At 66.2% G+C, this 19,152-nt stretch carries 24 protein-coding genes and 1 pseudogene; 17 read left to right on the top strand and 8 right to left on the bottom strand.

From position 1 onward, the window contains the following. Nucleotides 1-241: 241 nt before the first annotated feature. The 3 genes from HT578_RS11895 (at nucleotide 242) to HT578_RS11885 (ending at nucleotide 3,260) form a co-directional block, all read left to right on the top strand. Entirely contained in the window at nucleotides 242-805 is a 564-nt protein-coding gene (locus HT578_RS11895) for an SURF1 family cytochrome oxidase biogenesis protein (RefSeq protein WP_213499654.1), read from the top strand. A gap of 149 nt (nucleotides 806-954) precedes the next feature. Next, nucleotides 955-2,355: a threonine synthase gene (gene thrC / locus HT578_RS11890; protein WP_213499652.1), complete on the top strand. Its 1,401-nt coding sequence runs from the start codon at nucleotides 955-957 to the stop codon at nucleotides 2,353-2,355. Nucleotides 2,356-2,372: 17 nt separating this feature from the next. Further along, the gene (locus HT578_RS11885; protein WP_052322132.1) at nucleotides 2,373-3,260 is read left to right on the top strand and encodes a class I SAM-dependent methyltransferase; all 888 of its coding nucleotides are present in this window, start codon (nucleotides 2,373-2,375) and stop codon (nucleotides 3,258-3,260) included. A 116-nt stretch (nucleotides 3,261-3,376) separates the two neighbouring features. Here the strand turns inward: HT578_RS11885 and HT578_RS11880 are convergent, their stop codons facing one another. Then, nucleotides 3,377-3,544 carry a hypothetical protein gene (locus HT578_RS11880; RefSeq protein ID WP_213499650.1) on the bottom strand — a complete coding sequence of 56 codons (168 nt, stop codon included), beginning with the start codon at nucleotides 3,542-3,544 and terminating at the stop codon, nucleotides 3,377-3,379. 67 nt (nucleotides 3,545-3,611) lie between these two features. Between HT578_RS11880 and HT578_RS22250 the strand changes: the two are divergent. Further along, nucleotides 3,612-4,104: pseudogene (locus HT578_RS22250) on the top strand (transposase); the annotation flags it as partial. 96 nt (nucleotides 4,105-4,200) lie between these two features. Here HT578_RS22250 and HT578_RS11870 read toward each other — a convergent pair. Together HT578_RS11870 and HT578_RS11865 are read right to left on the bottom strand one after the other, a co-directional pair. Then, a complete protein-coding gene (locus HT578_RS11870) occupies nucleotides 4,201-5,085 on the bottom strand; it encodes an energy transducer TonB (RefSeq protein WP_213499640.1) in 885 nt (294 codons plus the stop codon). A 563-nt stretch (nucleotides 5,086-5,648) separates the two neighbouring features. Next, nucleotides 5,649-5,864 carry a hypothetical protein gene (locus HT578_RS11865; RefSeq protein WP_213499638.1) on the bottom strand — a complete coding sequence of 72 codons (216 nt, stop codon included), beginning with the start codon at nucleotides 5,862-5,864 and terminating at the stop codon, nucleotides 5,649-5,651. A 73-nt stretch (nucleotides 5,865-5,937) separates the two neighbouring features. Here HT578_RS11865 and HT578_RS11860 point away from each other — a divergent pair, with 73 nt between their 5' ends. From HT578_RS11860 to HT578_RS11835, 6 genes are read left to right on the top strand one after another with little or no spacing between them, the layout of a single operon-like run. After that, nucleotides 5,938-6,270, top strand: a complete 333-nt coding sequence (locus tag HT578_RS11860) for a hypothetical protein (protein WP_213499636.1) — start codon at nucleotides 5,938-5,940, stop codon at nucleotides 6,268-6,270. Nucleotides 6,271-6,324: 54 nt separating this feature from the next. Next, nucleotides 6,325-6,696 carry a dihydroneopterin aldolase gene (locus HT578_RS11855; protein WP_039390294.1) on the top strand — a complete coding sequence of 124 codons (372 nt, stop codon included), beginning with the start codon at nucleotides 6,325-6,327 and terminating at the stop codon, nucleotides 6,694-6,696. Nucleotides 6,697-6,706: 10 nt separating this feature from the next. Next, nucleotides 6,707-7,042 (top strand): Rossmann fold domain-containing protein, encoded by a 336-nt coding sequence (locus tag HT578_RS11850; RefSeq protein WP_039390296.1) that lies wholly within the window; start codon nucleotides 6,707-6,709, stop codon nucleotides 7,040-7,042. Between the two features lie 8 nt (nucleotides 7,043-7,050). Next, on the top strand, nucleotides 7,051-8,055 hold the full coding sequence (moaA, locus tag HT578_RS11845) for a GTP 3',8-cyclase MoaA (protein ID WP_213499634.1): 1,005 nt from the start codon (nucleotides 7,051-7,053) through the stop codon (nucleotides 8,053-8,055). Nucleotides 8,056-8,062: 7 nt separating this feature from the next. Further along, a complete protein-coding gene (locus HT578_RS11840; RefSeq protein ID WP_213499632.1) occupies nucleotides 8,063-8,305 on the top strand; it encodes a MoaD/ThiS family protein in 243 nt (80 codons plus the stop codon). Next, entirely contained in the window at nucleotides 8,302-8,778 is a 477-nt protein-coding gene (locus HT578_RS11835) for a molybdenum cofactor biosynthesis protein MoaE (RefSeq protein ID WP_213499630.1), read from the top strand. Before HT578_RS11840 ends, HT578_RS11835 begins: the two co-directional genes overlap by 4 nt. A 553-nt stretch (nucleotides 8,779-9,331) precedes the next feature. Here HT578_RS11835 and HT578_RS11830 read toward each other — a convergent pair. Continuing rightward, nucleotides 9,332-9,886, bottom strand: a complete 555-nt coding sequence (locus HT578_RS11830; RefSeq protein ID WP_239026258.1) for a hypothetical protein — start codon at nucleotides 9,884-9,886, stop codon at nucleotides 9,332-9,334. A gap of 361 nt (nucleotides 9,887-10,247) precedes the next feature. On the opposite strand from HT578_RS11830, the gene rplU reads away from it, so the two are divergent. From rplU to HT578_RS11810, 4 genes are all read left to right on the top strand, one after another. Further along, complete coding sequence (gene rplU / locus HT578_RS11825; RefSeq protein ID WP_039390312.1) at nucleotides 10,248-10,544, top strand: 50S ribosomal protein L21; 297 nt, start codon at nucleotides 10,248-10,250, stop codon at nucleotides 10,542-10,544. Nucleotides 10,545-10,570: 26 nt separating this feature from the next. Further along, on the top strand, nucleotides 10,571-10,843 hold the full coding sequence (gene rpmA, locus HT578_RS11820) for a 50S ribosomal protein L27 (RefSeq protein WP_039390313.1): 273 nt from the start codon (nucleotides 10,571-10,573) through the stop codon (nucleotides 10,841-10,843). A gap of 255 nt (nucleotides 10,844-11,098) precedes the next feature. Beyond that, on the top strand, nucleotides 11,099-11,698 hold the full coding sequence (locus HT578_RS11815) for a GNAT family N-acetyltransferase (protein ID WP_039390314.1): 600 nt from the start codon (nucleotides 11,099-11,101) through the stop codon (nucleotides 11,696-11,698). Nucleotides 11,699-11,926: 228 nt separating this feature from the next. Then, a complete protein-coding gene (locus HT578_RS11810; protein WP_052322143.1) occupies nucleotides 11,927-12,505 on the top strand; it encodes a GNAT family N-acetyltransferase in 579 nt (192 codons plus the stop codon). A 221-nt stretch (nucleotides 12,506-12,726) separates the two neighbouring features. On the opposite strand, the gene ygfZ is transcribed toward HT578_RS11810, so the two are convergent. Beyond that, nucleotides 12,727-13,488, bottom strand: a complete 762-nt coding sequence (gene ygfZ, locus HT578_RS11805) for a CAF17-like 4Fe-4S cluster assembly/insertion protein YgfZ (protein WP_213499628.1) — start codon at nucleotides 13,486-13,488, stop codon at nucleotides 12,727-12,729. 51 nt (nucleotides 13,489-13,539) lie between these two features. Continuing rightward, nucleotides 13,540-14,457 (bottom strand): LysR family transcriptional regulator, encoded by a 918-nt coding sequence (locus HT578_RS11800; RefSeq protein ID WP_213499626.1) that lies wholly within the window; start codon nucleotides 14,455-14,457, stop codon nucleotides 13,540-13,542. Between the two features lie 218 nt (nucleotides 14,458-14,675). On the opposite strand from HT578_RS11800, the gene HT578_RS11795 reads away from it, so the two are divergent. Together HT578_RS11795 and HT578_RS11790 are read left to right on the top strand one after the other, a co-directional pair. Then, nucleotides 14,676-15,395, top strand: coding sequence for a pirin family protein (locus tag HT578_RS11795; protein WP_213499624.1), 720 nt, complete (start codon nucleotides 14,676-14,678; stop codon nucleotides 15,393-15,395). A gap of 107 nt (nucleotides 15,396-15,502) precedes the next feature. After that, nucleotides 15,503-16,093, top strand: coding sequence for a nitroreductase family protein (locus HT578_RS11790; RefSeq protein WP_039390318.1), 591 nt, complete (start codon nucleotides 15,503-15,505; stop codon nucleotides 16,091-16,093). Nucleotides 16,094-16,222: 129 nt separating this feature from the next. On the opposite strand, the gene HT578_RS11785 is transcribed toward HT578_RS11790, so the two are convergent. Continuing rightward, nucleotides 16,223-16,582, bottom strand: coding sequence for a hypothetical protein (locus tag HT578_RS11785; RefSeq protein ID WP_213499623.1), 360 nt, complete (start codon nucleotides 16,580-16,582; stop codon nucleotides 16,223-16,225). Nucleotides 16,583-16,751: 169 nt separating this feature from the next. On the opposite strand from HT578_RS11785, the gene HT578_RS11780 reads away from it, so the two are divergent. Next, on the top strand, nucleotides 16,752-18,086 hold the full coding sequence (locus HT578_RS11780; protein WP_422394350.1) for a dihydroorotase: 1,335 nt from the start codon (nucleotides 16,752-16,754) through the stop codon (nucleotides 18,084-18,086). A gap of 3 nt (nucleotides 18,087-18,089) precedes the next feature. On the opposite strand, the gene rarD is transcribed toward HT578_RS11780, so the two are convergent. Then, complete coding sequence (rarD, locus tag HT578_RS11775) at nucleotides 18,090-19,007, bottom strand: EamA family transporter RarD (RefSeq protein ID WP_213499621.1); 918 nt, start codon at nucleotides 19,005-19,007, stop codon at nucleotides 18,090-18,092. Nucleotides 19,008-19,152: the final 145 nt, after the last annotated feature.

Below are 19,152 nucleotides of genomic sequence, written 5' to 3'. Positions count from 1 at the left end.
CGCAAAGGGCAGCCCGCGTTCGCGCCGGCTGCCCTTTCGGTTTGGTGGGGCCTCACGTGCGATTGTTAGTAGAGAGATGATTTCCGAGGGCCATCGCCCTCGGGCTCCCCAAACTGTCTACCTCACCTTTCGCGCGCTGCGGTGGCCGGGAAAGGTGAGGTCGCCGATTTTGGGGTCAAGGGGCGATGGCCCCTTGTATCTCTCTTCCTGATTCCCGTGCCCGACGAAAAGGCCCTGATCCATGCGCTCCATCCCCATTGTCTCCACGCTGGTCGTACTCCTGGCCGTCGGCGTGATGATCGCGCTTGGCCTCTGGCAGCTGGAGCGCCGCGAGGAGAAGGCCCAGCTGCTCGCGCACTACGCCGGGGCGGCAGGCCTCACGCAGGAGATCGCCTGGCCGAGGCAAGGTCCGGGCGCGCAGCTGCTCTATCGCCGCGCCCATCTCACCTGCACCGCCGTGACCGCGACCAGCGCGGTGGCGGGCCGCAATCGCAACGACGAGACCGGCTTCGCGCGCACCGCGACCTGCGCGCTGGCAGGCGGCGGCGAGGCGCGGGTGGTGCTGGGCTGGACCCGGCGGCCCGATGGCAAGGGCACCTGGCAGGGCGGCGAGGTGCACGGCGTGATCGCGCCGGGCCCGCGTCTGGTGGCCGACCCGGCGCTGGGCGGACTCGAGGCGAACGCGCTTCCCGACCCGTCCGATCTGCCCAACAACCACCTCTCCTACGCGGTCCAGTGGTTCTCCTTTGCACTGACCGCGCTGGTCATTTACGCAATGGTCTTGCGCCGGAAGGGGCGTTCATGAGCCTTGCGTTTCGTGGGGCCGCGTTTCACAGCGGGATTGCCTTGCCGCCTCGCGGGCGCTAACCGCGCCTGCAAAGGCCGCGGGCACACCGGGCAGAACCACCGAGCAAGGTCCGTTTCGGCAGGCCGGATCCGACGAACAGGGAAGTCATGGACTACATCAGCACCCGCGGCAGCGCACCGGCGCTCGATTTCGAAGGCGCCACGCTGGCTGGCCTCGCCAGCGACGGCGGGCTCTACGTTCCGCGCGAATGGCCGCGTTTCTCCAAGGACGAGATCGCGGGCATGGCCGGTCTCTCCTACGCCGAACTCGCCGCGCGGGTCATGGCGCCGTTCGTCGGCCAGAGCCTGACCTACGAGCGCCTGCTCGAACTCACCACCGAGGCCTATGGCCGATTCGCGCACAAGGCGGTGACACCGCTCAAGCAGCTCGACGAGCAGCACTGGGTGCTCGAACTGTTCCACGGCCCCACGCTCGCCTTCAAGGACGTCGCGCTCCAGCTGCTCGGCCTCTTCTTCGAGGAATTCCTCAGCCGTTCGGACCGCAACCTCACCATCGTGGGCGCGACCTCGGGCGACACCGGCTCGGCCGCGATCGACGCGGTGGCGGGCCGCGCCAAGGTGGACATCTTCATGCTCCACCCGCACGGCCGCGTCTCGGACGTGCAGCGCCGCCAGATGACGACGGTGCTCGCGCCCAACGTCCACAACATCGCCATCGACGGCTCGTTCGACGACGCGCAGGCGATGGTGAAGCGCATGTTCAACGATACCGCGATGACCGACCGCTTCGCGATCGGCGCGGTGAACTCGATCAACTGGGCGCGCCTGATGGCCCAGGTCGTCTACTACTTCGCCGCCGCGCTCCAGCTTGGTGCGCCCGAGCGCGAGGTCGCCTTCTCGGTGCCGACCGGCAACTTCGGCGATGTCTTCGCCGGCTATGTCGCGGCGCAGATGGGCCTGCCCGTTGCCAAGCTGGTGGTGGCCACCAATGTGAACGACATCCTGCACCGCGCGCTCTCGAGCGGCGACTACTCGCAGGGGACCGTGACGCCGACCGCCGCGCCCTCGATGGATATCCAGGTCTCCTCCAACTTCGAGCGCCTGCTGTTCGACCTTGGCGGCCGTGACGGCGCGGCCATGGCCGAGCAGATGAAGGGCTTTGAGGCGACCAAGGCGATGCAGCTTTCGAACGCGCAGCGCGAAGGCGCGGCTGCACTCTTCCAGTCGGCCCGAGCCGACCAGGACGAGATGGCCGAGACGATCCGCTGGGCCTGGGAGAACTGCGGCGAGCTGATCGATCCGCACACCGCCTGTGGCCTCTTTGCCGCGCGCACCGCCGGGATCGACGCGAAGACGCCCGTCGTCACCCTGGCGACCGCGCACCCGGCCAAGTTCCCCGAGGCGGTCGAGCGTTCGACCGGCCACCGGCCGAGCCTGCCCGCGCGCGTGGGTGACCTGTTCGACCGCGAGGAGAAGTGCACGAAGCTGGCGGGCGAATACGACGCCGTGGCCGAATTCGTCGCGGGGCTTGCCGCACCCAAGGTCTGAGGGCTAGGGCACAGCCCATGGCAACGCTCTTAACATCCCCCGTCCTGATGATCGGCGAAGGCTGGGACGACTACGGCCTCGTCGACTCGGGCCACGGCCGCAAGCTCGAACGCTATGGCGCGCGCCGCTTCGTGCGGCCCGAACCGCAGGCGATGTGGAGCCCGCGCACCGAGACCTGGGATGCCGACGGCGAATTCGTTCCCGGCTCGGACGAAGATGGCGGGGGCAAGTGGCTCTTCGACCGCGACGTCCCGCGCGAAGGCTGGCCGCTCGCCTGGAACGAGGTGGCCTTCACCGCCAGCTGCACGCCGTTTCGCCACCTCGGCTTCTTCCCGGACATGGCGCCGGTGTGGGACTGGATGCGCGCGCAACTGGCCGGGCGCGACGATGCCGAGACGATGAACCTGTTCGGCTACACCGGCGTGGGCACGCTGGCGCTCTCCGCGCATGGCCGCGTCACCCACGTCGATGCCTCGAAGAAGTCGGTCGCACAGGCGCGCGAGAACGCCGCGCTGGCAGGCCTTGAGGATCGCCCGGTGCGCTGGATGATCGACGATGCCGCCAAGTTCGCCGCGCGCGAAGTGCGCCGTGGCCGCCGCTACGACGGCATCATCCTCGATCCACCCAAGTTCGGCCGCGGCCCCGGTGGCGAGACCTGGCGCCTTGAAGAGAACCTGCCCGAGCTCCTCTCGAACTGCCGCCAGCTGCTCGACGGCGACAGCCGCTTCCTGTTCCTCACCGTCTACGCGGTGCGCATGTCCTCGCTCGCGCTGGCCGGGCTGATGGATGAACTCTTCACAGACCTCCCGGGCACCATCGAACACGGCGACCTCTCCGTGCGCGAGGACGGCGAAGGCCGCCTCCTCCCCACCGCCATCTTCGCGCGCTGGTCGAACCCGGCGTAAGGAAGGGAAGGCGATCTACTGTCCCCTGACCGCGTGAACCGGCGGTCTGATCGAGCGCCCTTCGGAAGGGGGCTGGGGATAGAAGGCCATGGATATTCGATCCCGGAGAGCGCGGCCTACCGGTCTGCGGCCACCGCGGTTTGGGTCTGCTCGTCAAAGCGCGCGTAAAGGTCGTAGACCTTCAGTGCCGGATCAAAATGGTCCCAGCGGACGGCGGCCTTGCCGTATATGACGTTCTGCGGCGTGACCTGATCCGGCTCGTCCAGCGAGCCCGCCTGAATCATGATGAGGTGGTGCCGGTTTTCTGGACAGGGTGTTAAGCTAGTCCCGACCTGGTGGATTGGTACGGAAATGAAGGCGACGAGGAAGCGCTACAGCGCGGATCTTAAGGCCAAGATCGCGCTGGAAGCGATCCGGGGCGATCTGGCGCTGGCGGAGCTGGCAGCCAAGCATGGCGTGCACCACACGATGATCCGTCGTGGAAGTGGCAGGCCATCGACGGGATCGCAGGCACGTTCTCCGGGGCTGGCGATGTCGCCAAGGCCGTCAGCAAGAGCGAGGTCGAAAGGCTGAACGCCAAGATCGGGCAATTGGTCGTCGAGCGGGGTTTTTTAGCGAAAGCCTTCGGTCGATGAGCGTGGACCGGAGGCGGGCGATGGTCGAAGCTACTCACCACCGCCTATCGATCACGGCGCAGTGCCACCTGCTGCGGATCAGCCGCTCGTCCTATTCCTATGCCCCGGTGCCGGAGACGGATGAGGCGCTGGCGATCGAACGGTCCAATCATGTGTGGTGCGCCGACATGACGTACATTCCGATGCGCCGTGGCTTCCTCTATCTGATGATCAAACAGTCGGCATGAACGACAACCGGGATTAGCTTAACTCAGCCGCCAAACTGTCGAAGAAGGCTGAACCACCTCACTCCAAGGCCGGCAGGGTCACATGGGATAGTGGACCGTCAAGCTGTAATAGCTTACAACCGGCATGCCATCAGCCAATCGAGCTGGTTCGTACTGAGTTCGCATAAGTTCCTCGCAGACGAGATCATCGAAGCGCTTATCATTAAGCGACTGAGGGACCCTGCAACTGGTCGCTTTGCCATCGCCGTCGACTGTGACGACGGCACTGACCAGCCCAATTTCGTTCTGCCGCGCAAGATTCAAGGGATATTGAAACTGAATCTTACGCACAAAGGCTTGATTGTCCCTGAGCTTGGCGGGCGTTACGACGAGCCGATTGATCTCGGGATCGATGCCCCACGTCTTCAACAGGTTGTCTGCACAGCGATTTAAGGCGGCAAGGGCTTTGTCGAAGGCCCCCGTTTCGAGCTCCAACTGTCGGGTGCCGAAATCAAGTCTCATACCGGTCACGTCTCGGGCCAGTGCCGGAGCTAGGACCGCATCGGGGAAATCGTTCGGATGCTGGTTTGCATCAGCTTTCATCATCTCCAATTTCTCAGCCTGTTCAACCTCATCGCGGGCAAACGAGCTGGTGAAAATGAGAGTGGGGATCTTGTCGGGACCATCTACGCCCGCCCGCATCCCCACCTTTCGACTGGGGTCCGGCAGATAGGACAATCCGATTTTTTGTCCCTTTCCATCAACATGTGCGAGCTGACCTGACAGTTCTGTTCGGAAACTCGAACCCGGCGTAAAGGCCGAAAAGCGCAGCAGGACGAGATCATCTCCCGTGCCGAACACACGCTGCAATCTGCAAGCATTTTCGGCCCAATCCGCGTTCCAGGGCGAACTGGGCGACAATCTACGCAGCGCATCATGGGCCTGAGCGTCGCTGATTGAGGCGAGCACAGCGATTGCCCGCATCGACGCACGATAAATCCACTTAATGATTCAATCCTTTCGCCACACTCTATCCGGCCGCCAATAATGTGCAGGAAAAACCAGCAAGATCCCTGAACATCCTGCGCCCTCCTATGGCAGAATACCGAAATGCCCAAAAGAAGGTTGCTCTAATTGCGCGGAATGCGAACTTTCTTGGAATAGGTAAGCACACGGGAGATCCGTGCTGTTAGCAAAACGAACGGCTCGGGAGGAATGCAGGCTGACAGCGCCTGTCTATTGAAGTCATCGCATCCCTTAGGCATTTTGATGTCAATGCAAAGGCAACGCCCCATCCGTCACGATTGTCTTTTCAGATTGCCAACGCCCCCCGACATTTTTGCAATCATCTCTTTTGCAAAGTGCAAGGTTCGCCCTGGCCACTGTCCATCGCGTTCTTATTCGCAGCTTCACTGCTCGTTGGCATGGATCTCGAGTGTTCAAGCCTCCATCGCGGTGTGGACGCGCTAGCGGCCGCTCCGGTCCCACCCAAGCCTCTCCGATTCCGGGAGCCCGAGGGCGATGGCCCTCGGTCATCTTCCTTCTTTCTATCTCTCTGCCTGCGTCTTGATCGCGTGGTAGGCCGCCTCGCGCGGTTCGGGCTCCAGCGAGAGCAGGTAGCGTTTGGCCTCCTGGAAGGTCAGCAATTCGCGCCCGTCGACGCAGATGGGCGTCGTGCGGGCGTTGAACAGGCGGGCGAGCAGGCGGCGCTGCGGGCGCGGGAGCGTGGTGTCGCTTGGAGGGGTGTCTTGTGGGGTGGTCATGGCATTAAGTCCTGTCACAGCCGCGCGCTCTATGCCAACAGGGCGCGCGATCAAGCCTTATCGAAAGCACACCATGGCCCGCAAACGCCGCAATGACTGGGAATTGGACGACGAGACCGAGGAAGAGGCCGCGCCGCCGCCCGACTGCTGGCTGTGCGGGCGGATGACCGGGTCGGAGATCGTCTGGCACCATCCCATTCCCAAGAGCCGGGGCGGCAAGGATACGGTGCCGATGCACCCGATCTGCCAGCGGACGATCATCACCCACTTCACCAACTCGCAGCTGGAGCGTTTCGGGATGGAGGCGCAGGGGCTTCTGGACGATCCGACCATCGCCAAGTTCGTCGCCTGGGTGGCCAGGAAGGACCCCGATTTCAACGCGCCGATCACGAAGAAGAAGCGCTAGGGCATTCTCCAATCAGGTGATGCAACCTGACTGGAAAATGCTCTAAGGGGCGCCATGACCGATTCGCTTATCCTTGAAGTCGCGGACTTCGAACAGGACGTCCTCACCGGGATCTACTCCGAAGAGACCGGCAAGCCGCAGCCGCTGCGCTTCACGATCTCCGTCGCTCTGAAGCCCGCGGCGCACTACACGCCCGACACCCCGCTCGAGGCGAGCAAGAACTACATGGACCTGAAGTTCGCGGCCTCGGGCGCGATTCCCGAAGGCGTCCACTTCACGCTGATCGAAGCCGTGGCCGACCATGTCTGCGACACGCTGTTCCTGCAGGACGCGCGGATTACCGCGGTCACCGTCAAGATCGTGAAGCTTGCGATTGCCGAGGCGGGCGAGAAGATCGGCATTACCCTGACCCGGCACCGCCGCTAAGGGCATGGGCATGGGCGAGCTGCTCTATGTCGGCCCGCTGGCCGAGGATCCGCTTGAGGCGTCGAGCGATTTTCACGCGCGCGTCCTGCCCGGCGTCGAGCTGACACTGGGCGGCGGCGCGGACCCGCTGACTCTGGTGTTCGAACCTGCGGGCGCGGACCACCGGGCCTGGCGGCTCGCCACCGTGCAGGGGCTGGCCCGCCGCTATGCCCCTTCGCGGGTCAATGCGGTGGAGACCGACAGCACAGAAGCGCTGGCCGCTACAAGGCAGTGGCTAGAGGGGGTAAAGGCCATAACCGGCCAGCTGTTCGCTCTTGATGGTAATGGTGCCATGTCAATGGTATGACGGGGCGGATGACCTCAGCTGCTCCCCTTGTCGACCAGTTCCAGCGCCGGATCACGTACCTGCGCCTTTCGGTTACCGATCGGTGCGATCTGCGCTGCTCCTACTGCATGCCCGAGCGCATGACCTTCCTGCCGCGCAAGGACGTGCTCAGTCTGGAGGAACTGCACGAGCTCTCGCTTGGCTTCATCGCGCGCGGCATCCGCAAGATCCGCCTGACCGGCGGCGAGCCGCTGGTGCGCCGCGACATGATGGAGCTGGTTCAGGCGCTGGGGCGCAAGATCGGCGACGGGCTGGATGAACTGACCCTCACCACCAACGCGACGCGGCTGGCCGAATTTGCCGATGGCCTGGCCGCCGCCGGGGTAAAGCGCGTCAACGTCTCGCTCGACACGCTCGACCGGGAGGGGTTTGCCGCTCTTGCGCGCCGCGATTCGCTGCCGCAGGTCCTTGAAGGGCTTCAGGCCGCGCGCGAGGCGGGGCTTGTCGTCAAGCTCAACACGGTCGCCCTGAAGGGCATCAACGAGGCCGAGATTCCCGACATCATCGCCTGGGCGCACGGGCAGGGCTTCGAGATCACGCTGATCGAGGTCATGCCGCTGGGCGAGGTGGAGGAAGACCGCTTCGACCACTACCTGCCGCTCCTGGCCGTGCGCGAGGACCTGGAAAAGCGCTGGACGCTCCAGCCCAGCGAGCACCGCACGGGCGGTCCGGCGCGGTACTTCGACATTGCCGAGACCGGCGGACGCCTGGGGCTCATCACCCCGCTCACCCAGAATTTCTGCGAGGGCTGCAACCGCATCCGCGTGACGGCGACGGGCCAGCTTTATGCCTGTCTTGGCGGGAACGAACAGGTGGACCTGCGCGCCGCGCTGCGCTCCGACGCGCCCGACCGGGCGCTTCAGGACGCGCTCGACACCGCCATGCGCATCAAGCCAGAACGCCATCACTTCGCCATCGAGGAACCGGGCGCCGCGCCAGCGCTTTCCCGTCACATGTCGATGACCGGAGGATAACGCGAAGATGGCGCTCAACATGGTGTTTCTGGGCAAGCTCGAAGACTTGGCGGGCTGCGGCGCGCGCGAAGTGGAACTGACAGGTACGCTCGATGACGCGATCGACAGCCTCGGTCCCCAGCTGGCGAGCGCCCTGCGCGAACCGCGCGTGAAGCTCGCCGTCAACGGCATCCTGCTTCAGGACCGGGACGCGCCGGTGCTGCGCGATGGCGACGAAATCGCCTTCCTGCCCCCGGTCTCCGGCGGATGAGTGCAGAGCCGACCCGCAGCGACGTGCGCCTTCTGACGCAGGCTTTCACCCCCGGCGAGGAAGTGGACCGCTTTACCCGCGCCCATCCCGCAGCCGGGGGTATCGTCAGCTTCCTGGGGCAGGTGCGCGAGGGCGGCGGGGTCGAGGCGCTCGAACTCCAGCATTACGAACCGCTCACGCTTCCCGCGATGGAGGACCTGGCTGCCCAGGTGCGCGGGCGCTGGGCGCTCGACGGGCTCCTCATCCTGCACCGCAGCGGCGAGATGGCACCGGCCGATCCCATCGTGCTGGTCGCCGCGGCGGCCCGCCACCGCCGCGATGCCTTTGCCGCGGCGGACTTTGCGATGGATCACCTCAAGAGCCAGTCCTGGTTCTGGAAGCGCGAAAAGGTGGACGGCACCTGGCGCTGGATCGAACCACGCGAGGAAGATTTCGAGGATATCGCGCGCTGGGACAGCGCGGCGGCCGAATAGAAGGCGCAAGCCAGTAAGAAGGTGGATTTTCAAGGGGCCATCGCCCCTTGACCCCGGAATCGGCAGCCTCGTCTTTCTCAGCGCCCGCAGCTTGCGGAAGGTGAGGGCACGCATCGGATGATTCTAGAGGGGCTTTGCCCCTCGATATCCACCAACGCGGCGGGAGACTGCTGCGCTGGACAGTTCGGGGAGCCCGAGGGCGTTGGCCCTCGGAATCATCTTTTCTCGTAGTTCGCTTCATCGCGTGCCTCTGGCCTGCGGTCTTACGCGAAATGTGCAAAGTTGATCCGCATCAATTCCCCCCATCCCAAGCCATGGCAAGCCCTCCTTCAGGCCCTGCACGAGACTGTCTGAGGGTACATGGTCTTCTCGTCGCTGGAGTGTGCGCGCCTCGTCATGGTGGCGGCGCACCGCCGGTCGGGACCTTTGCGGTTTTGACCACCTGATCCTGGAATGCCGGTGCCGGGGGGCTTGCAGGCGTTTTACGGATCAGGCGTTCGGGAACCCCTTCTCGCATACGCGGGGAGGGGTTTTCACGTTCTGGAGGTGGCGATCAGCCCGCGAGTCGTGCCGAGAGACCGTCGATCACGGAATCCTGAGCCGAGATGATGTCGCTGACCGTATCGCGCGCGGCCGCGATCGATTCGGCCTTGGGCGAAGGGGCGAGCGGGGCTTCGTCGCGCGCATCGACATAGAGCTGGTCGAGTTCGGCCAGCGCGGTCATCGCGTGCGAGCGGTGGCTTTCGAGCGCGGCGAGCGCGATCTGGGCCGCGCTCCACGAATCGCTGGTACGCCCGCCCGCTGCGGCCACCGCGCGCTCGGCCCTGTTCTTTTCATCCGCAAACTGGCCATCGGCGGTGCGCGCCATCGCGACCAGACCGTCGAGGCGAGTTGCAAGGTCGGCGCTGGCGGCGGGCAGCTGGGGCGTTTCGGCTTCCTCGGCCTTGCTCGGGCGGGCGCGCATGTTGCGTTCGACCTCGCGGATCGAGAGCGAGGGATAGTCGCGCGTGCTCGCGCACCCGGAGGAAAGAAGGGCGGCGGCAAGCGGCAGGGCAAGCGCGGCAGGGCGCGCGAAACGGCGGATGAAGCGGGCAGGGCGCGTGGTCATGGCGCCGCTCATAGCACGCGCGCGCACGGGATCGACAGCGAATCGCTTGGCGCTCCACGCGATTCGTGCAAAGGAGCGCGCGATAGCGGGCGCCATGGTGGCGTCCGGTTGGAAAGCCTCGGGCGTCTTTCCCGATATGGGAAGGCGCAGGAGAGCCGACTCTTTCGGTTGACACGAATCGTCGTGTGCCCTAACGGCTCGCTCTCTTTCCGGCATCGCGCATTCAGATCCTCGATTTGCAGCGTGTATGTCGGTGCGTCGCCCGCAAGGCTTCCCACGGTTCTTCGTCGGACCAAAGCGGCCGGGGCAAAAACATTGTTTCGGCTCGTTTCGGGCACACACGAGATTAGGTAAGGGCACCATGTTCGCAGTAGTGCGCACGGGCGGCAAGCAGTATCGGGTTGCCGCCGGAGACAAGATCGCGGTTGAAAAGCTGGCTGGTGAAGCTGGCGAGACCATCACGCTGGGTGATGTTCTGATCGCAGGCAAGGACGGCGATGTCGTCGACGCGTCGAAGGTTTCGGTTTCGGCCGAGATCATCGCGCAGGCCAAGAGCGAGAAGGTCATCGTCTTCAAGAAGCGTCGCCGCCACAACTATCGCCGCAAGAACGGCCACCGCCAGCAGCTTACGCTGCTTCGCATCACCTCGGTCGGCTAAGCGCCGAATTTCGAAAGGAAAACGAGATGGCACATAAGAAAGCAGGCGGCTCGTCGCGTAACGGCCGCGACTCAGCAGGCCGCCGCCTTGGCGTCAAGAAGTTCGGCGGTCAGGAAGTGATCGGCGGCAACATCATCATCCGTCAGCGTGGCACCAAGGTGTACCCGGGCGTCAACGTCGGCATGGGCAAGGATCACACCCTGTTCGCGCTGGCCGAAGGCCGCGTGCGCTTCCACGATGGCAAGCTCGGCCGCAAGTACGTGTCGGTCGACGCTGCGATGGCTGAAGCCGCCGAATAAGCGGATGGTCGCCATAGGGGCCATCCGGACAGGATGGCCCTGCCGAACCTTGTAAGGTTTCGGCTGCACGAGGGAGAGGGCCTGGCCTGTCTCCCTCTTTGCATGTCTCCCTCATTTCATCGCTTCGGTTGACCGGCACGGCCGGCGACGGGGCTCGAACCTCCGGGATCGCCGCGCACCTGTGGATGCGGCGTAACCGGGTTGTCACGCGCAGCGCCTAAGCGGCCGCGCGGGGCTGATGAATGGAGAGAGACAATGTTCCTTCGCAGCGAACGGCTGTTCCTGCGGCCCGGCTGGGCCGAGGACCGGGACGAACTCTACGCCGCGATCGCGGATCCCGAGGTCGTCTGCAACCTGGCGTCCGCCCCCTGGCCCTATGCGCCGGGCGATGCCGCGCGCTTCCTGGCGCGCCCGGCCGAGCACGGCCTGCCCACCTTCCTCATCACGCGTCCGGACCTTCCCGGCGCCCCGATCCTGGGCTGCATTGGCCTTGCCCATCTCGGTGACGGGGCGGCGCAGCGTGACGAGGTCGAGCTCGGCTACTGGATCGCACGCCCCCACTGGGGGCAGGGTTACGCCAGCGAGGCGGCGCGCGGGGTCCTTTCGCTCGCCCGTACGCTGGGCCACACCCGCCTTGTCGCCAGCCACTTCATCGACAACCCCGCCTCGGGCGCGGTCCTGCGTAAGGCCGGTTTCCGGCCTACCGGACGCCTTGTCGAGCGCTACAGCTCGGGCCGGGGCGAGAGCGCGATGGCGCTCGAGTACACGCTTGCGCTGGAAGATGGGGGCTCGGACGGGGACGCGGATCGCGGCGATGGCGCGGGCGATGCGGGCATGGTCCGCAAGGCGGCCTGAAACCCGCGTTCGCTCCTGTGCGAATCGGGTGGCCCGACCCACCCTGCGATTCGGTGCGTGAAGGCAATCCGCAGGGCACCGGAGCCGCCTGCTGTCGTGTTCTTAATGTCCAGACTTCAGACCCTTTACGGCAGGAGCGAAGCTCTTTTGCGCAATTTCCGTGCAATGTGAGTTGGGGTGTTGCATAAGGGCGGTTGCGGAAAAGAAAAAACGACGGAGAGACGTACGATGTTCATCCGCACGGAGAGGTTGTTTCTGAGGCCCGGCTGGCCGGAGGATCTCGAGGATATCTTCGAGGCCCTCAATTCGGATGCCGTGCCCCGTACACTGACTGTGCCCGGGTTGCCCCGGTCCCTTGGTGAGGTGCGCGCGCTGCTGGAAGGCGAGCGTGACCAGCGCCTGCCCCAGTTCATGATCTATCTGCGTGCGCCGGGAGGGGCGCGCCTGGTGGGGCATATCGGCCTTGTGGCCGGGGAGCGCGGCGAAGTGGAGCTTGTCTACTGGATCAAGGGCCGGTTCTGCGGCCTGGGCTTCGCCCGCGAGGCGGTGCGGGCCATGCTCGACCACGCCCGCGCGCTGGGCCACCACCGTATCGTCGCCTACGAACCGCTCGACAGCGAGAGCGACGCGCGCGTCCTGCTTGCCGCAGGCTTCGAGGACAGCTTCCGCATCGAGGAGCGCTTCAGCGCGGCTCGCGGGGAAGCCGTCGCGGTGCATTGTTACGAGGCGCCGCTCGAATGGCGGGCCATGCCCCCAGTCGGCCGGGTTGCCTACGAACGCAGCAGCGCGCAGCCGCTCAGCGCCTGAAGAAGGGGACCGCTTCAAGGGGCCATCGCCCCTTGACCCCGGACTCGGCACCCTTGGCTTTCTCCGCACGCGCAGTTTGCGCAAGGAGAGGGCACGCATCCACGCATCGGATGATTTTAGAGGGGCTTTGCGCCTCCATATCCGCCAACGCGCCGGGCGACAGCTGGGCTGGACAATTCGGGGAGCCCGAGGGCGATGGCCCTCGGAAAATCCCTTCTGCCTTACTCCGCCTCGTCCTTGGCCAGCTCCATCCAGCCCGGCACGCATTCGGCGGGAATATCCGCGACGCGCAGGTGATCGACGGCAAGGCCCAAGTCGGTGTAGGCCGCGCGGCGGCGTTTCTCGTTCGAGCTTTCGAGCGGGACCACGACCAGGCGGCGGTTGATCTTCTGGCGCCAGTTCATGCGCGCGGTGTTCTCCTGCCCCACGTAGCAGCCCTTGGTGAAGCTGACGCCGTGCAGTTCGGTCGCGTTGCATTCCAGCCAGAGCAGTTCGCCATCGCCCAGTTCCGCGCGGCCCTCGCACACGCCGTGCCTGAGGCGATGCGCGCGCCAGGCCTCGTCGGCGCCGGTCACGATATCGTCCGGGTCATTGGGGTCAAAGGGCGCGATCCAGCGTTCGCCCAGCGCGGAAAGGCGCGGGTCCGAGGCCGCGCCGTCCCCGGTGTGGGGGCGCCAGTGGACGACGAGGTGATCCTCGCGCGCGATGTCGATCGCGCGGCGCAGGCGGTACATCGAGAGGCGCTTCGCCAGCGCGTCGGCGACATTCGCCTCGCAGTCGATCAGGAGGTCCTCGCCCGAGGGCCAGACCAGGAAATCGAACAGGACCTTGCCCTGCGGGCTGAGCAGCCCGGCCCAGACGGGAAGCGATCCCTTCACATCGGATGTGACGAGCCCCTGCAGGAAGGCGGCGACGTCCTCGCCGGTGTCGGGGCGGGCGGAAAGCCGGATCACGGCTCGGTCGAACAGTCGGGTGGCGCTCATGTCTGAGCACATGGGGAGATTGCGCCCAAGTGCAAGATCCCAAGGTGCGAATCAGGCCGTGCTCGCGGCGTGTTCGGCAAGGCGCGTGCGCAGTTCCTCCAGCACCCACAGCGCGGCGGGGCCAGGCCGGTTGTCGCGCCGCCACAGCGCGAGGAGGTGGTAGGACATCATCCGCCGCTCGGGCAGGTCGAGCGCGACGAGCGTGCCATCGGCAAGGTCGCCGTGCACCGCATCGCGCGGCATCGAGCCCCAGCCGATGCCTTCGCGCAGCAGCGCGTGCTTGGCGCCCAGATCGGCAAGGCGCCAGGTGTGCGGGCTCATCACCGCGAAATCGTGGCCCTGCGTCAGCGTCGAGCGGTCGGTAAGGACAAGCTGGAGATGGCGGCGTGTGTCGCCCGGTGCGATCCGGGCCTGCTGTGCAAGCGGGTGCGAGGGTGCGGCGACCGGGACCATTTCGACCGCGCCGATCACTTCGCGCTCGAAGTCGCCAAGCTGGGGGAGGTCGGGCCCGGCGATGGCGAGGCTGGCGCGCCCCTCGATAAGCGAGGCGGCGACCGCGCCCAGCGCCTCGATGTGAAGGCGCAGCGGCACGCGCGGGTAGCGCTCCTGGAAGGCGCGCAGGAGGGGAGCGAGGACCTGTCCCGGCACCATGACGTCGACCGCAAGGGCGAGTTCGGCCTCCAGCCCCTGGCGCAGGCTGCGCACGCGGGCGAGCAGGGCCTCGCTGTCCTCGCGGATGATCTGCATGTCGGCGAGCAGGGCCCGCCCGTTCTTCGTCAGCACGGGTTTGCGCGAGCCTTCGCGTTCGAACAGCACCAGATCGAGCTGGGCCTCGACTTGCGCCACGGCATAGCTGACGACCGAGACCGCCCGCCCCAGCTTGCGCGCGGCGCCCCCGAAGCTGCCCTCCTCGACGACGGCGAGGACGATGCGCAGGTGGTCGAGACTGGGCGTCACCAGGTTGGGCATTCAAGATCCTTGAACATTTCCATCCATTTTATCGCAATTTTCCGATCAAATGAAAATGCCTATCTGGGACGGGACACGCGAAAGCGCCCCTCCCATCGATCCCGGGGCCCTTCGGTTCGCAAAAATGGTCCGCAAGAGCCCTTCAAGGGCCGGACCGCCTTTTCGAGGGGCCGCCGCAGGATGGGACGGCGGCCTCTTCGCCCCAGGAGTTGAATAGCATGATCGAGCTGCGTCCCTTTGCGGGGCTCGGAGCGGCCAACCATGGCTGGCTCGATGCCCACCACCACTTTTCCTTTGCCAACTACCATGACCCTGCGCGCACCAACTGGGGGCGCCTCAGGGTCTGGAACGATGACACCATCGCGCCGCAGACGGGCTTTCCCCCGCACCCGCACCGCGACATGGAAATCGTCACCTATGTCCGCAAGGGCGCGATCACCCACCAGGACAACATGGGCAACGCGGGCCGCACGGTCGCGGGCGATGTCCAGGTGATGAGCGCGGGCACCGGCATCCAGCATGCCGAATACAACCTGGAAGCCGAAGAGACCCAGATCTTCCAGATCTGGATCCTGCCCGACAGCCGCGGCGGGGCGCCTGACTGGGGCACGCGGCCTTTCCCGAAGGACGACCGCGCGGGCCGCTTCGTGGCGCTTGCCAGCGGGCAGGACGGGGACGGTGACGCGCTGCCGATCCGCGCCGATGCGCGCGTGCTGGGCGCGACCGTTCCCTTGGGCGAAACCGCGCACTACGAAGCCGCGCCGGGCCGCCATCTCTACCTGGTCTCGACGCGCGGGCGCATCCGCGTGGCCGATGGAGCGTCGGGGGGCGAGGCTGTGGAGGCTGAGGCGCGTGATGGCGTTGCGATCACGGGCCTTTCCAGCCTCGCGGTAACCGCGCTAGAGGATGCGGAAATCGTTCTGGTGGATGCCGCCTGACGGTTGTGGCGAAGGACGCCGGTGCGTCGACCCTGTCGGCACGCTAGCGTCCTTTGCTGCCATTTCTTTCGCCTCTCTCCCATCCCGATTGCCAAGGATATCCCGACATGACTGCCCAATCGCTCGGACGCACCGCCCACGCCAAGGTCGAGAAGCTGATCGTCGATCGCTGGTCGCCCCGCGCCTTTGACGGAAGTGCGATTCCCCAGGACGACCTCGACGTGATCTTCGAGGCGGCCGGTTGGGCGCCTTCGGCCTACAACGTGCAGCCCTGGACGTTCCTTTACGCGGTCAAGGGCGATGCCAACTGGGACCTGTTCCTCTCGCAGCTGATCGACTTCAACAAGGGCTGGGCGCAGAGCGCCTCGGCGCTGGTCTTCGTCGTCTCGGACACGCAGATGCGCTCGGAAAAGGGCAACTCGGACAACTACAGCGCCAGCTTCGATGCGGGGGCGGCCTGGATGGCCGCGGCCCTCCAGGCGCAGGCACTGGGCTACCACACCCACGGCATGACCGGCATCAAGTTCGGTGAGGCCGAAGCGGCGCTGGGCGTTCCGGCCGACCACCGGCTCGAAGCCGCCTTCGTGATCGGCAAGATCGGCGACAAGGCTACGCTTCCCGACTACCTGCAGGACCGCGAGGCGCCGGTCGGCCGCAAGGCCGCGAGCGAGATCGCGCGCGCGGGCACGTTCGCCTGACGGGATAACCCGGCAGGCACCCCGGCACCTGCCAACCACCACCATCACCGGCGGGTACCGAACCGGGCCCGGTCCGCGGGCCGATCTTCTGGCAAGGTCGGCGTGCGGGCCGGGCCTTTTCGCATGGGCTCAGAACGTGACCTTGCCCCCGAACATGACCCTGTTGCTGACCATGCCGTTGGGAAGGCCGTACGAATCGAGGTGGACGTCGGCCTCGATATTCTCGGTCAGCTTGATCGCCGCGCGGGGCGGGCCGGTATCGGCCGGTTCGAAGTCCTGCGCGCCGGCTATCGTGCCAAGGCGCTCGGCCTCGGGATCGGGGGCGCAGACCACGATCTCGCCGGGCCGCGAGGCGGGCGCGCAGCGCCGCTGCACCGCGCTGAAATCGATTGTCTTTTCCGCGGCGCCGAGGTCCGCAAGGTCGAAGCTCTGCGCCGTGCTCTGCAGGGAGAGGATCGGCGGGGCAGGCGCGGGCTCGGCGAGGGGCATGGGCGCTCCTGTTGGACAGATGTGCAGGCGAAATTGCCGTCCAATTGGGGCCGAAAGAGGGCGGTTTGGCGCTCTCGTGCCTTGCGCCCCCCGCGCGCCGGTCCTAGTTCGACGTGCATGACCCCCGCCTTCACGCGCGGGACCCCAGGACAAAAGAGGCGCAAGCGACATGACTGACCCGGCTGACATGGCACCCGAACTCGTACTTTCCGGCGGCACCGTGCACACGCCCAACGGTTCGGGCGTGGCGGACGTCGCCGTGCGCGGCGGCAAGATCCTGGGCGTGGGGTCCTACCCCGATGCCGCGCGCCGCATCGACTGCACCGGGCTCGACGTGCTGCCCGGCGTCATCGACAGCCAGGTCCACTTCCGCGAGCCGGGCCTCGAACACAAGGAAGACCTCGAAAGCGGTGGCCGCGCGGCGGTCATGGGCGGCATCACCGCCGTCTTCGAGATGCCCAACACCAACCCGAACACCGATTCGGTGATGCGCATCCAGGACAAGCTCGACCGCGCCTACCACCGCATGTACTGCGACCACGCCTTCTACGTCGGTGCGACCGCCGAGAACGCGCCCGAACTGGCCGATCTGGAGCGCATTCCGGGCACCGCGGGCGTCAAGATCTTCATGGGCGCTTCGACCGGCAACCTGCTGGTCGCCCACGACCCGGAACTGGCCCGCGTGCTGGCCAGCGGCACGCGCCGCGTCGCGATCCACTCCGAGGACGAGGACCGCATGAACGCGCGCAAGGGCGAGCGGGTCGAGGGCGATCCCTCCAGCCATCCGGTCTGGCGCGACGATGAGAGCGCTATGCTCTCCACCAAGCGCATCCTGCGCCTCGCGCGCGAAGCCAAGCGCCCGATCCACATCCTCCACATCACCACGCCCGCCGAACTGGAGCTGATCGCCCAGCACCGCGACATCGCGACCTGCGAGGTGACCCCGCAGCACCTCACGCTCTGGGCCGAGGACGCCTATCCGCGCCTGGGCTCCTACGCGCAGATGAACCCGCCGATCCGCTCCAAGGCGCACCGCGACGGGCTGTGGCACTGGCTCCAGCAGGGCGTGCCCGATGTGCTGGGGTCCGACCACGCACCCCACACCAAGGAGGAGAAGGCCAAGAGCTACCCGGCCAGCCCCTCGGGCATGCCCGGCGTGCAGACGCTGCTGCCGCTGATGCTCGACCATGTCGCCAAGGGCAACATGACGCTCGAGCGTCTGATCGACATGACCTCCTCGGGCGTGCAGCGTGTCTTCGGCCTTGTCGGCAAGGGCCGCATCGCGACCGGCTATGACGCCGACTTCACCGTGATCGACCGCAAGGGCCGCTTCACCATCACCGAGGACTGGCTGGAAAGCCGCTGCGGCTGGTCGCCGTTCACCGGCATGGAGCTGGAAGGCCGCGTCGTCGGCACTATCGTGCGCGGCCACACCGCGATGTGGGAAGGCCAGCTGGGCGAGCGCGCGCAGGGCGAACCGCTGCGCTTTGCAGGCGCTCTCTAAGGCTCAGGCTGCCTTTGGTCTCACTCCTGCGCGCGTCCGCTTGCGGCGACGCAGGAGGTCGAGGCTGAACAGCACGATCGCGCTCCAGATGAAGGCGAAGCACACGATCTGCGTCGTGCGCACCTCTTCGCGAAAGACGAAGACGCCGAGCAGAAAGACCAGCGTGGGCGTCACGAACTGGACGAAGCCCAGCGTCGAATAGTCCATGCGCCGCGCGGCAATGGCGAAGAGCAGCAGCGGCAGGCCGGTGAATACCCCGGCGAGCGCCAGCAAGGCGTCGGTGGTGAGCGACTGCCCCAGGCTCGAGCCCGCAGGTGACAGCGCCTGGTTGGTGACGATGGCGATCCCCGGGATCAGCAGGAACAGCGATTCGACCGCGAGCCCGGGCAGCGCCTCCACCGCCACGCGCTTGCGCAAGAGGCCATAGCAGCAGAACGAGAGGCTGAGCCCCAGGCTCACCCACAGCATCGTCAGCGCGTTGAAGGCGAGGATGGCGACGCCCAGCGCGGCGAGCGCTACCGCGCCCCACTGCAGGCGCGAGAGCCGCTCCTTCAGGAAGAGCGTGCCCGCCAGCACGTTGAGCAGCGGGTTGATGTAATAGCCGAGACTCGCGGCCAGGACGTGGCCGCTCTGTACCGCCCAGACGTAGATCGTCCAGTTGGCCCCGATGAACAGCGAACTGGCTGCGAGGATGCCGAGGGTGCGCGGATTGCGCAGCGCGGCCAGCACCGCGCCCACGTTGCGCCGCCACAGCACCAGCACCGCGCAGAAGGGCAGCGTGAAGACAATGCGCCAGCCCACCATCTCGAACGCGGGCACATGGCGCAGTGCCGCGAAGTAGAGCGGGAACAGGCCCCAGAAGACATATGTCCCCAGCGCGTAGGGCAGGCCGCTGGCAGGGCTTGGGGTGGGGGCGGTCATCGGGGGGACTTTCGAGGAGGGGGGGGGGGCAGGCAGGGGCCAGAAGAATAGGGAAGAGAGGACTTTTTCAAGAGGCCATCGTCCCTTGACCCCCGAATTGGCGAGTTCACCTCTCTGCGCCGCCGTGGCGCGGGGAGGTGAGTTT

It is taken from the genome of Novosphingobium decolorationis, assembly GCF_018417475.1.
GTDB classification, from domain to species: domain Bacteria; phylum Pseudomonadota; class Alphaproteobacteria; order Sphingomonadales; family Sphingomonadaceae; genus Novosphingobium; species Novosphingobium decolorationis.
Note: the sequence above shows the minus strand (reverse complement) of the source record. Positions and strands in the feature narration are given on the sequence as shown.

Coding starts and splice junctions, on each gene's coding strand:
- HT578_RS11895 (WP_213499654.1), top strand. CDS start 242: ATGCGCTCCATCCCCATTGTCTCCACGCTGGTCGTACTCCTGGCCGTC.
- thrC (WP_213499652.1), top strand. CDS start 955: ATGGACTACATCAGCACCCGCGGCAGCGCACCGGCGCTCGATTTCGAA.
- HT578_RS11885 (WP_052322132.1), top strand. CDS start 2,373: ATGGCAACGCTCTTAACATCCCCCGTCCTGATGATCGGCGAAGGCTGG.
- HT578_RS11880 (WP_213499650.1), bottom strand. CDS start 3,544: ATGATTCAGGCGGGCTCGCTGGACGAGCCGGATCAGGTCACGCCGCAG.
- HT578_RS11870 (WP_213499640.1), bottom strand. CDS start 5,085: ATGCGGGCAATCGCTGTGCTCGCCTCAATCAGCGACGCTCAGGCCCAT.
- HT578_RS11865 (WP_213499638.1), bottom strand. CDS start 5,864: ATGACCACCCCACAAGACACCCCTCCAAGCGACACCACGCTCCCGCGC.
- HT578_RS11860 (WP_213499636.1), top strand. CDS start 5,938: ATGGCCCGCAAACGCCGCAATGACTGGGAATTGGACGACGAGACCGAG.
- HT578_RS11855 (WP_039390294.1), top strand. CDS start 6,325: ATGACCGATTCGCTTATCCTTGAAGTCGCGGACTTCGAACAGGACGTC.
- HT578_RS11850 (WP_039390296.1), top strand. CDS start 6,707: ATGGGCGAGCTGCTCTATGTCGGCCCGCTGGCCGAGGATCCGCTTGAG.
- moaA (WP_213499634.1), top strand. CDS start 7,051: ATGACCTCAGCTGCTCCCCTTGTCGACCAGTTCCAGCGCCGGATCACG.
- HT578_RS11840 (WP_213499632.1), top strand. CDS start 8,063: ATGGCGCTCAACATGGTGTTTCTGGGCAAGCTCGAAGACTTGGCGGGC.
- HT578_RS11835 (WP_213499630.1), top strand. CDS start 8,302: ATGAGTGCAGAGCCGACCCGCAGCGACGTGCGCCTTCTGACGCAGGCT.
- HT578_RS11830 (WP_239026258.1), bottom strand. CDS start 9,886: ATGACCACGCGCCCTGCCCGCTTCATCCGCCGTTTCGCGCGCCCTGCC.
- rplU (WP_039390312.1), top strand. CDS start 10,248: ATGTTCGCAGTAGTGCGCACGGGCGGCAAGCAGTATCGGGTTGCCGCC.
- rpmA (WP_039390313.1), top strand. CDS start 10,571: ATGGCACATAAGAAAGCAGGCGGCTCGTCGCGTAACGGCCGCGACTCA.
- HT578_RS11815 (WP_039390314.1), top strand. CDS start 11,099: ATGTTCCTTCGCAGCGAACGGCTGTTCCTGCGGCCCGGCTGGGCCGAG.
- HT578_RS11810 (WP_052322143.1), top strand. CDS start 11,927: ATGTTCATCCGCACGGAGAGGTTGTTTCTGAGGCCCGGCTGGCCGGAG.
- ygfZ (WP_213499628.1), bottom strand. CDS start 13,488: ATGAGCGCCACCCGACTGTTCGACCGAGCCGTGATCCGGCTTTCCGCC.
- HT578_RS11800 (WP_213499626.1), bottom strand. CDS start 14,457: ATGCCCAACCTGGTGACGCCCAGTCTCGACCACCTGCGCATCGTCCTC.
- HT578_RS11795 (WP_213499624.1), top strand. CDS start 14,676: ATGATCGAGCTGCGTCCCTTTGCGGGGCTCGGAGCGGCCAACCATGGC.
- HT578_RS11790 (WP_039390318.1), top strand. CDS start 15,503: ATGACTGCCCAATCGCTCGGACGCACCGCCCACGCCAAGGTCGAGAAG.
- HT578_RS11785 (WP_213499623.1), bottom strand. CDS start 16,582: ATGCCCCTCGCCGAGCCCGCGCCTGCCCCGCCGATCCTCTCCCTGCAG.
- HT578_RS11780 (WP_422394350.1), top strand. CDS start 16,752: ATGACTGACCCGGCTGACATGGCACCCGAACTCGTACTTTCCGGCGGC.
- rarD (WP_213499621.1), bottom strand. CDS start 19,007: ATGACCGCCCCCACCCCAAGCCCTGCCAGCGGCCTGCCCTACGCGCTG.